This is a genomic window from Clostridioides sp. GD02404 (assembly GCF_045898275.1).
Classification (GTDB): Bacteria; Bacillota; Clostridia; order Peptostreptococcales; family Peptostreptococcaceae; genus Clostridioides; species Clostridioides difficile_A.
The window spans coordinates 21,473-36,826 of sequence record NZ_JBJOCA010000020.1 but is presented as its reverse complement, the minus strand read 5'-3'; the positions used below and the strand labels follow the sequence as shown (position 1 = coordinate 36,826).

Sequence of the window (15,354 nt, the reverse complement as noted above, 5' to 3'; positions counted from 1 at the left end):
AAAAATGACAAATAAAGTTGCAAACAGTAATATTTATAAGTATAATTAAAAAAGAGAAAAGGTTTTGTTAAACTTTACAACAAAAGAAAAAGAAGGGATGATTCAAAATGGAGAAGTTAACAGACAGGAGACAGGTTAAGGCAGTAAGCATGGAAACTTTTGTTTTCTTAATATTACTAGTAGTTGGTTTTGGATATGTTGGTAGTATTATGGGAGCTGGAATGATGTTCAAAGTAATAATGAGTACAGCACATGCTTTACTATTAGAGACAGTTTTCTTAATTATGGCTATGGCAGTTCTTGCAGGCGCATTAAGCGCACTACTTTCAGAGTTTGGAGTAATAGCATTAATTAATAAAATTTTCGCTATATTTATGAAGCCTTTGTATGGATTGCCTGGTGCTAGTATAGCAGGAGCTATAACAACTTATTTATCAGATAATCCAGCTATTATACCTTTTGCTAAAGATAAAACATTCACACAGTACTTTAAAAAATATCAAGTTCCAGCATTATGTAACTTAGGAACAGCTTTTGGTATGGGACTTATCTTAACAACATTTATGATTTCACAAGGTACAGAATATGTACTTCCAGCATTAATTGGTAATTTAGGTGCTGTTATAGGTAGTATAGTAAGTGTTAGAATAATGTTGACATTTACTAAGAAATTTTATAAATACAATCCAGAGGAAGATAAAGCAACAGGGTCACTAGAGAAAAAATCTGAATTTAGAGAAGTCAGAGAAGGAAATGTGTTCCAAAGAGCTTTAGATGCAATTCTTGAGGGTGGTAAAATGGGAGTAGATATGGGAATGGCTATAATCCCAGGTGTCCTAGTAGTATGTACATTAGTCATGCTATTAACTTTTGGACCATCTACAGACCCTGTTACAGGCCAAGAGGTTTATACAGGAGCTGCATATGAAGGAATAAGATTACTTCCAGTTATTGGAGATAAACTTGGATTTATATTAGAACCATTGTTTGGATTTACATCACCAGAAGCAATAGCTTTCCCTATAACTTCACTGGGAGCTGTTGGAGCAGCAATGTCTTTAGTTCCAGAGTTTATAAAATCAGGAGCTATAACTCCTAATGATATAGCAGTGTTTACAGCTATGGGGATGTGTTGGAGTGGATATTTAAGTACACATATTGGTATGATGGATGCATTAAATGCTAGACAATTAGCAGGTAAAGCTATTCTTTCTCATACAATAGGTGGTTTATGTGCAGGAGCAGCAGCCCACTTCATATTTATGCTCGTAGGATAAGTATAGCTAATAAAATATAGTATATAAGAAATGGTTGTTAGTGTACAAGAAGAATTTGTACGCTAGCAACCATTTTTTGATGAGTGAAGATAATATATAAATATTAAGTAGATATTAGAGTTACGTTATATTTATGTAAAAAGTAACAAAAATCTGTAGAAATTTATGACAAAATTTAGTACACTAACTATATGTTCTTATTTAAAATTTAAGGTTAGGATTGGGAATTACCTAGTAGAGTAAGCTTGATTAATAAAATAATCATAAAATAAAAATATTAGTCATAAAGATTATAGAATAACTTACTTAAAATAAAGCCATAGAACTTACAAAAATTAAAAAAAGCATATAAGTATGGAGGGATACAATGGATGAATTATTTCATATAGGAATTGATGTAGGTTCTACAACGGTGAAGGTTGTGGTACTTAATAATAGTAATAATATAGTTCATAAAGAATATAGAAGACATTATTCTGATGTGAAAAAATCAGTTAAAGAAGTACTAAATGGTATATATGAAAAATTGGGAAATATAAATACTAAGATTGTAATAACTGGTTCAGGTGGAATTGGAATATCTAAAAAACTAGAAGTAAAATTTGTTCAGGAAGTTATATCTAGTACAAAAGCAATAGAATATTTCCATCCTGAAACTGATGTTGTCATAGAACTTGGAGGTGAAGATGCAAAAATAACATATCTGAGTGGAGGAATAGACCAAAGAATGAATGGGATATGTGCAGGTGGTACAGGAGCATTTATAGACCAGATGGCGTCACTTTTAAAGACAGATGCTAGTGGATTAAACGAGCTAGCAAAAGAGTACAATGTTATATATCCAATAGCTTCAAGATGTGGTGTTTTTGCTAAAACAGATATTCAACCTCTCATAAATGATGGAGCTAAGCAAACTGATATCGCCATGAGTATCTTTAATGCTGTTGTCGTACAAACTGTAAGTGTTCTTTCTTGTGGAAGAAAAATAGAAGGGAATGTAGCATTTTTAGGCGGTCCATTGTACTTTTTATCTGAGCTTAGAGAAGCATTTAAAAGAGTATTAGATTTAAAAGATGAAAATATAATTTTTCCAGAAGATGCACAACTTTATATCGCTATTGGAGCGGGATTATTATCAGTAGATGAAGATAGTATAAATTTAGAGTTTCTAATAGAAAAGCTAGATAGTATAGAGAATATCGAAGATGGAGAAGTAAATTTATTAGAACCATTATTTAGAGATAAAAACGAATATGAAGAGTTTTCAAGAAGACATGAAAAAGAAAAAATAAACTATGTAGATATAAATTCAATCAAAGGTAATTGTTATTTAGGAATTGATGCAGGTTCCACTACTACTAAAGCAGCTCTTATTGATGAAGAAGGAAGACTTGTATATTCTTATTATAATAGTAATGAAGGAAATCCATTAAAAACTACTATTAAAGTTATAAATGAAATATATGATATATTGCCAAAGGACATTAATATACTGAGCTCAACTGTAACTGGATATGGAGAAGGTCTTATTAAAAAAGCATTAAAAATTGATAATGGAGAAATAGAAACTATAGCACATTATAAAGCTGCTAAATTTTTCAATAAAGATGTAGATTTTATACTTGATATTGGTGGCCAAGACATGAAGTGCCTAAAAATAAAAGATGGAGTAATTGACAATATAATATTAAATGAAGCTTGTTCTTCAGGTTGTGGCTCATTTTTAGAAACATTTGCAACTTCTCTATCTATGACAATAGAAGAATTTGCACATGAAGGGATTTATTCTCAAAATCCTGTAGACTTAGGTTCAAGATGTACTGTGTTTATGAATTCTAGAGTAAAACAGTCTCAAAAAGAAGGAGCAAGTATTGGGGATATATCAGCAGGGTTATCTTATTCTGTAATAAAAAATGCTTTGTTTAAAGTAATAAAAATTAGAGATTTAAATGAAATTGGTAGCAATATTGTTGTACAAGGTGGAACATTTTATAATGATTTGGTGCTTAGAAGCTTTGAAAAATTAATTGAAAAAAATGTAATTAGACCTAATATTTCAGGCATTATGGGAGCTTTTGGTTCAGCACTTATAGCAAAAGAAAAGTATGAAAGTGGCTATCAAACATCTTTATTATCTAAGGAAGAATTGAATAATATAAAGCTAGAATCGAGTGTAACTAGATGTAAAGGATGCTCAAATCATTGTCTTCTTACTATAAATAAATTTTCTGATAATGAAATTTTTATTTCAGGAAATAGATGTGAGAAAGGCGAAGCTATCTATGGCGATAAAAAAATAGGACTAGAAAAGAAAAAACCAATAAATTTATTTAAGTACAAATATGATAGGATTTTTAGATATAAACCACTGGAAAAAGAAGAAGCAAAAAATGGAGAGATTGGGATACCAAGAGTATTAAATATGTATGAAGATTATCCATTTTGGTTTACTTTTTTCAATAATATGGGATTTAGAGTTGTACTTTCAGATAGGTCATCAAAACGATTATATGAAACTGGTATAACTAGTATTGCTTCTGAAACAGTTTGCTATCCAGGAAAATTAGTTCATGGACATATAGAAAACTTAATTGCAAAGGGCATAAAAAATATATTTTATCCAAGCGTAACCAATGAAAATAAAGAGGATTCAAGCGCTGATAATTATTATAATTGTCCTGTTGTAATATCATATTCTGAAGTAATAAAAAATAATGTGGAAAATATAAGAAATAAGAACATAAACTATATAAATCCATTTATAAGTCTAAATGACAAAGAAAAATTGAAAAAAAGACTTTATGAAGAATTATCAAAAAGTTTTTCAGGTATAAAGATAACTAAAGAAGAAATTAATAATGCAGTTGATAAAGCCACTGATGAACAAAATTCCTTTAAAATGGAAATACAGGCTGCAGGAGAAAGAGCGCTTAAAGAAATAAAAGAAAGAGATATGAAGGGGATTGTGTTATGTGGGAGACCATATCATATAGACCCAGAAATAAATCATGGTATGCCAGAACTTATAAACTCATTAGATATGGCAGTACTTACTGAAGATTCAATATGCCACCTAGCAAATATACAAAGACCTCTTAGAGTTGTAGACCAATGGGTATATCATTCAAGATTGTATAAAGCAGCAAGCTTTGTGAAAGATAAAAATTATTTAGAATTGGTTCAACTTAATTCATTTGGATGTGGATTGGATGCAGTAACCACAGACCAAGTTCAGGAAATACTTAATGAAAAATCAAAGATATATACTATCATAAAGATTGATGAAGGCAACAATTTAGGTGCTGCTAAAATAAGAATGAGGTCTTTAAAAGCAGCCATGTTTGAAAGAGAAAGCAAAAATATAGATGTTAAAAATATAAAGATAAATAGGATACAATATGCTAAAAATAATCAAATAACGAACAAACATACTATATTAGCTCCACAAATGTCTCCAATACATTTTCAATTTCTTGAAAAGGCTGTGAATTTAAGTGGTTATAATATAGAGGTTTTAAAAGATACAGATAGCAATGTAATTGAAGAGGGACTAAGATATGTAAATAATGATGCTTGTTATCCAGCTATAATAGTTGTGGGTCAATTAATAACAGCATTAAAATCTGGTAAATATGATTTAAATAACACCTCTGTTACTATAACTCAGACTGGTGGAGGTTGTAGAGCTACAAATTATATTGGATTCTTGAGAAAAGCTATGTATGATGCTGGATTTAAAGATGTCCCTGTAATAGCACTTAGTGTAAATGGAATAGAAGATAGCGGAATAATGGATAATATCTCACTAAAATTAATCAATAGACTTTTTATGGCAGTTGTATATGGAGATTTATTGATGAAGGTACTTTATAGGGTGAGACCATATGAAAAGGTAACTGGAAGTGCAAATGCTCTATATGAGAAATGGGTTGATTTATGTAAAACTTCTCTTGTCAAAGCAAAGATTTCTGTATTTACTAAAAATATAAAAGATATAGTAAAGGAATTTGATAACTTAGAGATACTTGATGTAAAAAAACCAAAAGTAGGTTTAGTAGGAGAAATTTTAGTGAAATTCCATCCAATCGCAAATAATAATTTAGTAGATATATTGGAGCGAGAAGGTGCCGAAGCAGTTGTTCCAGACCTTACAAATTTCTTCTTAAGTTGTGCATTTAATACTATTTATAAACATACTCATTTGGAGGGAAGTAGAAAGAGTAGAATTATAGGAGAAGCATTTATATACATAACTGGAATATACCAAAGGGTGTATAAGAAGGCACTTGATAAGAGTAAAAGATTTTATGCACCAGGGAACATAAAGACTGTTGCTAAAAATACAGAACCAGTAGTGTCATTAGGTAATCAAACTGGAGAAGGTTGGCTTTTAACTGGAGAGATGGTTGAGCTTTTAAATGAAGGTGTAGAAAATATTATTTGTATGCAACCTTTTGGATGTTTGCCTAATCATATAATTGGTAAAGGTTCTATAAAAGAATTAAAAAGATTGTATAAAAATGCAAATATAATACCTATTGATTATGACCCTTCTGCAAGTGAGGTAAATCAGCTTAACAGGATAAAACTTATGCTTTCTAAAGCTTTCAAAAATATATAAAATTGATGTTTTGATATATTAAAAGTTAATAAATTAAAAAAATATTATATATTAAGCAGTTATAAAAGAAGAGTTATCCTATTTTTTAGGGTAACTCTTTATTAGTTAAAAAATTATATGTATACTAGAGTAAAGGGGGAAAGTTATATGAATCTAGTATATGATGTTTATCAATCTAAAATAGGAAATTTGTACATATTAAGTGAAGATGGTTTTATAGTCAGCATAGATATAGGAGATGAAAAGTTTAATAAATTAAAAGATGAATATATCAAAAAAGGAATTGACATAAAAAGAAGCAAGGAAGATTTAAAAGAAGCTATAAATCAGATAGATGATTATTTTAAGGGAAAAAGAAAGGCATTTGATTTAGATATTCGTATTGAAGGGACTGAGTTTCAAAAATCAGTTTATAGGGAAATGTTAAAAATACCATATGGAGAGACCTTGTATTATTCAGAGATAGCACAAAATATAAATAATCCAAAATCGGTGAGAGCAATAGGACAAGCAAGTAAAAGTAATAAAATTCCAATAATAATACCTTGCCATAGAGTGGTTGGTAAAAATAATATTGGTGGATATATGGGAAATCATTCTGATTTGAAAGAGATACTATTAAACTTAGAAAAAAGTATATAATCTAGAAAAAAGTGTTTTTGTTGTTAAAATTTGATATAATAATGGTAAAAAGAAGTATTTTTTACAAAAATATCAAAAAAATATTTTAATTTATAAATACGAGGGGGAATTTTAATGTGTAATAAAGTTATAGCATCAAAATATCATGAAAAAGGTTTTAATTGTGCAGAATCAGTTATAAAAGCATATAATGAGGAATTTAATACAGATATACCAGTTTGTTTAGGAAGTGGACTAGGTTCAGGTTGTGGAGTTGCTAGTTTATGTGGTGCAGTAAATGCCTCAAATATAATAATTGGATATGTAAAAGGCAGAAATCATGAAGATGAAAGTACTAAAGCTAAAGTGTATGCTAAAGATTTGACTACAACAGTAAGAAAAGAGTATGGCTCAGAACTATGTATAGACTTAAAAAAAGATTTAGTTGCATGTAGAGAGATAATGGATTTTGCATATGATAGTCTAAAGGAAACTTTAAAAAAAGAATTATAAAAAAATAAGCTATCAAGTATAAATTATTTGATAGCTTATTTTTTTAGCCTATAATCAATAAGTTTATAATATTTTATGATTACTATTTGTAAATAAATAGTAAGTGATTTTAGTAGAATTTTAGAATTTTTTTTAATATAGACATTTATTTATATCCATTTGTTATACTTTGTTTAAATAGATGTTTGTTATGAGGGAGATGAGAAGATTGGAAGATATAAATTTACTTATTAACAAATTATATTCAAAAAATCACAATGAAGCATATAAAACTTTTTTGTTTTTAGAAAATGAAAGTATGAAATCAAATATTACATATTGTTTTTTTGACTCATTTTTAGAGATGCTCAATAATGAAAGCTCATATATTAGGGCAAGAGGACTTCTATTAATAGCAGCAAATGCTCAATGGGATACTGATAATAAAATTGAAATAAATATAGACTATATTTTAAGTCACATTGCAGATAAGAAACCCTCTGTTTCAAGAATGTTTATTAAATCATTACCTAAGATTACAAAGCATAAAAAAAATCTTATCCATCGTATACAAATGGAGCTAAGTAATGCAAACATAAGTATTTACAATAACAATATGAAACCATTAGTGGAAAAAGATATAAGTGAAGTTTTATCTAAGCTTGAAAATTGATGGAAGTAAAAGACTATTAATGTAATGATAAAGTTCTATACATCAAAATAGAATATTTTCAGTTTGATGGCAGTTTTGAAACAATAAATCAAAGCTGCCATTTTTGTTTAAAAAATTATTTAAAAAAAGATAAGATTATTAGTTTTTTAACTAAATAATGTACATATGAGGTCTTATGTAATATGTTATAAGATATTTGATAAATTAAATGTTTTCTTTGACAATACATATATAGTGATGATAATATCTAAATGAATAAAAACAAAGGAAATAAATATATAATATGAAATTATAAAATTGTGCTATAATTACAAGGAAGGATGTAATAAACTGTAGAAATTGCAAGTAAGTAATATAAATTTTTAAAGAATTAAATTTAAATAAATTACATAATGTATTAAATAAACGATGATACTAGAATGACACTATTTTTATAGAAAATTATTAAAGTACATAAGTAATGAAATAATACGTTAAATTATATAATAGATTGAGTTTTACTAAATAAAAAAGAACTACAATCCCTATGTTATTATACAAAAGCAAAGGTGGGAATTAAAATGAAAGCAATTGATGATGCTATAACATCAGAGTATTTAAGCTATGGTATCAATGAAGATATTAATATCTATGAAGGTCGATTTTGCATATATTTAGATAAAAAATATAGATGTAATGGAAAAATTTATTATAAAATGACACCTCCAATATCTATAAACTTTAAGGCAGATATAGGTTGTATTGAAGAAATAGATAATGATGATGATAATTTAGCTTTAGATTATGATAATGCTATTCTTGAAGTTCATGGTTATAAAATCATTTCCATAACAATAAACACTTTAAGTGATGTTACTATAGAAGGATATATCAATGATGACTGTATAAAATCCAAAAACTCTTATGTTGAACATGTAGATTTTAATATAATAAACTTAGATAAAATACCAGGCAAACTCATTAAATATAATGATAAAGTATATGCAGGTAGAATCGAATTTGATATAAATGATTATGTTGTGACTATAGATAAAAGATATGATTATAGAAAAGAACTTAAGTCAGATTTAAGGTCTAAGTCTGGAGCAATAATAACTCATATAGGTAGAGTTAGAAGAAAAGATGGTAGAATTTTTAGAACAAATAATACAATAAATCTTTTAGATAGAATATCAACAGCTTTGAGTTTTATGTGTGGAAGGTATGTTGGATTTTGTTTGGCCAAAGGATATAGAAGTGGAAATGAAGTCTATAGAATATGGAATGAAAATCAGATATCTCCATTTAGATATGTACCAACATGGTCAGATACACTTTCAAACTATCATAATATGGAGAAATATATAAGTCTTATGTGCAAAAAATTAGAAGATTTTTATTATGGCTCTGCCATAAAAAGTGTTACTGACTGGTATATAGAATCTCTTGGAAGTGTTACTATGGAAAATAACATAATATCTGTACAAATTGCACTTGAAACTCTATCATATGTAATTTTAGTAGAGCAAAATAAAATACTTACAGATGAAGCTTTTGATTGCAACTTAGCATCTAAAAATATAAAACTACTACTTGATACATGCAAAATACCATATGGAAAACATGAATTAAATATATTTGATAATACAATAAAAAACAAGTTTGATGATGGGGTGGATTTAGTGATTTATTTAAGGAATAGTATAGTTCATCCAAGCAGGAGAACTCATAGAGCTGTGTTAGAAGTTGAAGATATTTGGAATATAATCTCAATAGGAACAAGATATATTGAGCTTGTTTTACTCTTTATTTTGGGGTATAGAGGTGAGTATTCCAATAGATTAGTAGAACGATGTTATGGTGAAGTAGAAGTTGTTCCTTGGAATTAAATTTTTATATTTATTTTAAAATATATATTGACAGATATTGCCTTATGCTATAAAATCAATATCATAATAACAATTCAAAACAACATTAAATGCTAAGAAAAGAAATAGTAGAAGTAGTTAATCTTAAACAGAGAGTTTCCGATTGGTGAGAGGAGCAATAGATTTTACTTTGAACACATCTTTGAGCAGAACTCTGAAAGAGTAAAGATACTTCATTAGGAGCTTTCCGGAATCCTTGCACCCGTTATAGTGCTAGAGTATAATTATTTTATTGTACTTAAAGAGGTTAGTGTCGTGAGGCATTAATGAACAGAGGTGGAACCACGAGAGTCAACTCCCGTCCTCTAGCAGAAGCTAGAGACGGGAGTTTTTTTAATATAATTTTTTAAGCGCGCAGAGAATTATATTGCAACAGATATACTTTTTAAAAAATAATCAAAATATTTAAAAATTTAAAAGACGAGGGAGAATATTATGAAAAATATATTAAAAAAATTAGGAATATTTACAATTATGTTAGGCTTAGTAAGTGGAATGGCAGGTTGTTCAAAATCAAATGATGAAAAGGGAAAAGATGCCTCAAAAGAAGCAAAAAAAGAAGTAATTGTAGGGTTTGATAATACATTTGTTCCAATGGGATTTTTAGATGAAAAAGGAGATACTGTAGGATTTGATGTAGAGTTAGCTAAAGAGACATTTAAGAGACTTGGAATGGAAGTTAAGTTCCAACCAATAGATTGGTCAATGAAAGAAACTGAGTTAAATGACTCAAAGACTGTAGATGTATTATGGAATGGGTACTCTATAACAGATGAAAGAAAGAAAATAGTATCATATACAGAACCATATTTACAAAATAAACAAATAATAGTTACTTTAAGTGATTCAAAAGTAAATTCAAAAGCAGATTTAAAAGATAAAGAAGTTGGAACACAACAAGGTTCAACAGCACTTGATGCAGTGGAAAAGGATAAAGATTTCATGAATAGCTTAAAAGGTGGAGCACCAGTTCTTTATGATACTTATGATAAAGCACTTAGAGATTTAGAAATAGGTAGAACTAGTGCAGTTGTTGGTGATGAAGTTTTAATTAGATACTATATGGGTCAAAAAGGTGAAGATAAATACAAAGTGTTAAAAGAAGATTTTGGATTAGAAGATTATGTTGTAGCAACTTCTAAAGAAAATCCAGAACTTTGTAAGAAAATAAATGAAACATTAAAAGAAATGAAAAAAGATGGAGCTTTTGACAAAATTTATGATAAGTGGTTTAAGTAAAAGATAGATTAGCTGTTAAGAAGGGGGCACTATAGGCATGTTACAAGGTTTAGAGATAGTTATAGCAATGTTTTGTATAACATTGATAGTATCAATTCCATTGGGGATTGCAGTTGCATTTTTAAGATTATCAAAAAATAAATTAATAAGTGGTATTACACAATGTTATATATTAATAATGAGAGGGACACCTTTACTTTTACAGATGATAGTCATATTTTATGGATTACCTCTTTTAGGAATTGTATTTGACAGATTTACAGCTGGAATAGTAGCTTTCTTCTTAAATTATGCAGCATATTTTGCGGAAATATTTAGAGGTGGAATACAGTCAATCGATAGAGGACAATATGAAGCTTCAAAAGTACTAGGATTTGATAAATTTACAATGTATAAGAGAATAATCTTTCCACAGGTTTTTAAAAGAATACTAGCACCTATTTCAAATGAAGTAATCACATTAGTAAAAGATACATCTTTAGTATATATATTAGGATTAAATGATATTTTAAGAATATCTCAAATAGCAATGAACAGAGAAGCGAGCTTATTACCACTATTTGAGGCAGGGGCAATATATCTTATATTTGTAGCTATACTTACTAAGGGATTTGAATTACTTGAAAAAAAATATTCTTATTATAGATAAAGTTACAATATTATAGGAGGAGGTTTTTTACATGCTGAAAATTAAAAACTTAAATAAATCATTTAAAAAAAATAAGGTACTTAAAGATATTTCTTTTGAGTTAGAAGAAGGTCAAATTGGAGTTTTACTTGGAAAATCTGGTGCAGGAAAGACTACAATATTGAGATGTATAAATGGTCTTGAAGAATTTGATAGTGGAGAGATTATAATAGATAATGAGATAATAAAAAATAAGAAAGATATGACAAAGATACGAGGAAAAATAGGTATGGTTTTCCAAAATTTTAACTTATTTCCTCATATGACAGTTCTTGAAAACATAATTGAGTCTCCAGTTAATGTATTTAAAGTTCCTAGAAAAGAAGCTGAAGAGAGGGCTAGAGAACTTTTAAGATTAGTTGATTTAGAGGATAAATTAAATTCCTATCCATTTGAATTATCAGGAGGACAACAACAGAGAGTTGCAATAGCTAGGTCATGTGCACTAATGCCAAAGGTTCTTTGTTTTGATGAACCTACTTCTGCACTTGATATTGATACTATTCAAAGAGTAGTCAATATAATGAACAGACTTAAAGATAAAGGGATGACTATACTAATAATTACACATGATGTTGTTTTCTCAAATAATGTTGCAGATAAGATTATAAGTATAAAAGACGGTATAGTAGAAAATGTTAAAATCAAAGAAAAAATTGTTTAATATTTTATAAATGGAAGTTATAGGAACATTTATAATATAAATAGGGGCTAAGTAAAACAAATACACTATGCCCTTTTTTTATTTAAAAATTTAATCTAATATTGAGTGATTAATTAGGTTTAATATATTATAAAAGAATAATTTAAATATTTAATATAAATTAATGATTGTTTTAAAATAGAATAATTTTTTATATTGAAAGCTTAGGATGATTGTGATATAAATTGGTTATAATATGCAAATTATGGGTATAAAAATAAAAAATTAGAAAGGATTTTAATATGATGATTAAATTATATGGATATACAAAGTGTTCTACTGTTAGAAAAGCAAAAAATTGGCTTAAAGAAAATGATTTAGAATTTGAAGATATAGACATGGTTCAGAATCCTCCAAGTAAAGATGAATTAGAAGCAATCTACAAGACTAGTGGATATGATATAAAGAAATTTTTTAATACAAGTGGTATGAAATATAGGGAATTGGGTCTTAAAGATATTGTAAAGAGTGAATCTGATGATAAACTTTTAGAAATATTAGTAAGTGATGGAATGCTTATTAAAAGACCGTTGCTTTTTGATGGTGAAAATGTACTGTTGGGTTTCAAAGAAGATGTTTGGAAAAGTACTTTATTAAAAGAAGATTAGAAGTATGTAGGTGTATTGATTAAAATAATTGATACACCTATAAATTTATACATCAACTCTGATTTTTATATATAAATTAGCAAATATATCTATCTAATTATTAGATTCTATAGAATAGAAGAACTATATGAGATTATATATAAATATATTATCAAATCTAAGTTCTGATTTTAATTTATTGATTCCTGCAATTTTATATGGGATTTTAAAAGACTACATTTAGAATCTAAGTATTACAACAAGATTTATTCTTTTAAGTATATTTGCTAATATTAAAATATTATTCTTAACAGATTTAAACCCCAAAAACTTCATATCAATAAACATATTATTTCTTATACAAAGAATATCATTTATTTTACTTAAAATAGTATAATATACAACGAATTATTACAAAATCACTTATTATTAACCATGAACATGTGTTTTGTGCTATTATATTTATATAAGGGAATTGTCATAAAAAATATCTTATTTATGCAAAAAATAAAATTAACTTTTGTCTTATGTAAGTATATTTTATAAACTGCATCTATACTTATAGTTTTACAAATAATAATAGTATTTAAAAACTTGACAACAAAAAAAGAAAACTTTCAAAAGAATTAAATCTAAAAAGAATAGGAGATAAGTATGAGTATTGAAGATTTATATGGTTTTGAATGTGTTCCTGTGAACAATGATATTGATATTGATGATTTATTTGAAAAAATGAGAGAAGATGGAAAAGAAAATGGATATACGCCGATTATAATTATTGATGAAAAAGTAGGGTTATTAAGAGAAAATATAGATATGATTAATAAAGAGTATGGTTCTCTTGAAAACTATAGAAAATATTGTTTAGAGAAATGTAATGAGATTGATGTAAATGAATTCTTCAATTCTAGAAAGTGTGAGATTCCAGAATTGCTAACAGAGTTAATGGGTTCTGAGGACACTTTTTATGATTATAAAAATTTTAGTCCAATTACAAACATAGATATATTTCAAGAAAATAACAAAGTTTACATAGCCAAAGTTCCAACAATTAAACCATATGAAGTATTTGCATATATACCAATTGGTGGATTTAATGATTGTCCTAGTGATGAAGAACATATAGCTATTGCAAAATATTGGTACGAAAAATATGGAGTATTTCCAATTGCAATTGGAAGTGATACGGTTCAATATTCTGCAAAAAATCCAATTGAAGATAATAAAAAATTTGATGACTTGTGTATTGAATTAGTCCTCTACTGTGAAGACATTATTGTACAAGGATATGAAACATTAAAAGTTCTTAAAGAAGTACTACAGCGTTCTACAATATGGCTTTTTTGGTGGGATTAAGACAAATACATGTAAGCTATAAGTATTAAATTAAAAGTTTTAGAAAATTCATATGATAGTATCTTTTTTGTGATTTACAATTATAACTGATGGAAAAATAATTATCTTAAAACAAATTTGTGCATTCAGCCATGAGGATAGCTATTTCCACTTCATGGCTTTTAAACATATTACTATATTACACTATTTCATTTTTAGTATACAGTGTATTACAGTAATATGTTTAAATTATACAGGTTTAAAAATTCTTTGATATTGTAATTAACGTGTTTAAATATAATTCTATTTTATAAAATAAATACTTTATATGTTATAATCATTAAGAATGTAAAAAATAATATAGTATTTTATTGTTCATGTTTTTCTAGATATGGAGGTTGCTTTATGAATGAAGAAGAAAAATTAGAAAAATTAAAGGAAATACTACTTGAATTAGGAAGTGTTGTAGTTGCTTATTCTGGTGGAGTAGATAGTAACTTTTTACTTAAGGTAGCAAAAGATACATTAGGGGAAAATGTTATAGCTGTAACTATACATTCAATGATGCATTCAAGTAGAGAGATTGAAGAGGCTAAACAATATACTAAAAATTTTGGTGTTAAACATATCATCTTAAATATAGAAAACTTTGATTTAAAGGAGTTTAAAGAAAATGGTGCTGATAGATGTTACCATTGCAAAAAATATATATTTTCTAAAATAAAAGAGGTAGCAAAAGAACATAATATAAAGTACATAGTAGATGGAACAAATATAGATGATTTAGGAGATTATAGACCTGGACTTAAAGCATTGAGTGAGTTAGAAGTAATTAGTCCACTAAAAGAAAGTAGTTTGAAAAAAGCTGAAATTAGATTACTTTCAAAAAAATTAGGATTAAACACTTTTAACAAACCATCATTTGCATGTCTTGCAAGTAGAATTCCTTATGGAGTTCAAATAACAAATGAAAAACTAAGAATAATAGAAAAGAGTGAAGACTATTTATCTGATTTAGGTTTTTCTCAATTTAGAGTGAGAATGCATGGAGATATAGCTAGAATAGAGGTTGACCAGGAAGAATTAGGTAAATTTTTTGAAAATAACAATTTTAATAAAGTTGATACTAAATTAAAAATATTTGGCTTTAAATATGTTACACTAGATATGTCAGGGTATAAAATGGGAAGTATGAATTTAAATGTGTAGAT

The 15,354-nt window shown here is 27.4% G+C and carries 12 protein-coding genes and 1 other annotated feature; all 12 genes read left to right on the top strand.

Annotation, left to right across the window (positions count from 1 at the left end; all coding sequences use genetic code 11):
- Positions 1 to 107: 107 nt before the first annotated feature.
- The 12 genes from Q3287_RS12765 (at position 108) to larE (ending at position 15,352) form a co-directional block, all read left to right on the top strand.
- Positions 108 to 1,277: a hypothetical protein gene (locus tag Q3287_RS12765; protein ID WP_219674039.1), complete on the top strand. Its 1,170-nt coding sequence runs from the start codon at positions 108 to 110 to the stop codon at positions 1,275 to 1,277.
- Positions 1,278 to 1,644: 367 nt separating this feature from the next.
- The gene (locus Q3287_RS12760) at positions 1,645 to 5,898 is read left to right on the top strand and encodes an acyl-CoA dehydratase activase-related protein (protein WP_407964160.1); all 4,254 of its coding nucleotides are present in this window, start codon (positions 1,645 to 1,647) and stop codon (positions 5,896 to 5,898) included.
- Positions 5,899 to 6,045: 147 nt separating this feature from the next.
- Positions 6,046 to 6,540, top strand: coding sequence for a methylated-DNA--[protein]-cysteine S-methyltransferase (locus tag Q3287_RS12755; protein ID WP_407964159.1), 495 nt, complete (start codon positions 6,046 to 6,048; stop codon positions 6,538 to 6,540).
- A gap of 114 nt (positions 6,541 to 6,654) precedes the next feature.
- Positions 6,655 to 7,032, top strand: coding sequence for a C-GCAxxG-C-C family (seleno)protein (locus Q3287_RS12750; protein ID WP_054270252.1), 378 nt, complete (start codon positions 6,655 to 6,657; stop codon positions 7,030 to 7,032).
- A gap of 208 nt (positions 7,033 to 7,240) precedes the next feature.
- The gene (locus Q3287_RS12745) at positions 7,241 to 7,684 is read left to right on the top strand and encodes a hypothetical protein (protein ID WP_054276670.1); all 444 of its coding nucleotides are present in this window, start codon (positions 7,241 to 7,243) and stop codon (positions 7,682 to 7,684) included.
- Positions 7,685 to 8,244: 560 nt separating this feature from the next.
- Positions 8,245 to 9,552, top strand: coding sequence for a hypothetical protein (locus Q3287_RS12740; RefSeq protein WP_407964158.1), 1,308 nt, complete (start codon positions 8,245 to 8,247; stop codon positions 9,550 to 9,552).
- Between the two features lie 85 nt (positions 9,553 to 9,637).
- Positions 9,638 to 9,900: a binding site (T-box leader), on the top strand.
- A 126-nt stretch (positions 9,901 to 10,026) separates the two neighbouring features.
- Positions 10,027 to 10,830: an amino acid ABC transporter substrate-binding protein gene (locus Q3287_RS12735; protein WP_054270255.1), complete on the top strand. Its 804-nt coding sequence runs from the start codon at positions 10,027 to 10,029 to the stop codon at positions 10,828 to 10,830.
- A 37-nt stretch (positions 10,831 to 10,867) separates the two neighbouring features.
- Complete coding sequence (locus Q3287_RS12730; protein WP_021384590.1) at positions 10,868 to 11,479, top strand: amino acid ABC transporter permease; 612 nt, start codon at positions 10,868 to 10,870, stop codon at positions 11,477 to 11,479.
- A 31-nt stretch (positions 11,480 to 11,510) separates the two neighbouring features.
- Positions 11,511 to 12,182: an amino acid ABC transporter ATP-binding protein gene (locus tag Q3287_RS12725; RefSeq protein ID WP_407964157.1), complete on the top strand. Its 672-nt coding sequence runs from the start codon at positions 11,511 to 11,513 to the stop codon at positions 12,180 to 12,182.
- 284 nt (positions 12,183 to 12,466) lie between these two features.
- The gene (locus Q3287_RS12720) at positions 12,467 to 12,829 is read left to right on the top strand and encodes an arsenate reductase family protein (RefSeq protein ID WP_074179406.1); all 363 of its coding nucleotides are present in this window, start codon (positions 12,467 to 12,469) and stop codon (positions 12,827 to 12,829) included.
- Between the two features lie 633 nt (positions 12,830 to 13,462).
- Positions 13,463 to 14,164, top strand: a complete 702-nt coding sequence (locus Q3287_RS12715) for a DUF4253 domain-containing protein (protein ID WP_054276671.1) — start codon at positions 13,463 to 13,465, stop codon at positions 14,162 to 14,164.
- Between the two features lie 384 nt (positions 14,165 to 14,548).
- Positions 14,549 to 15,352 (top strand): ATP-dependent sacrificial sulfur transferase LarE, encoded by an 804-nt coding sequence (larE, locus tag Q3287_RS12710; protein WP_167640720.1) that lies wholly within the window; start codon positions 14,549 to 14,551, stop codon positions 15,350 to 15,352.
- Positions 15,353 to 15,354 lie beyond the last annotated feature (2 nt).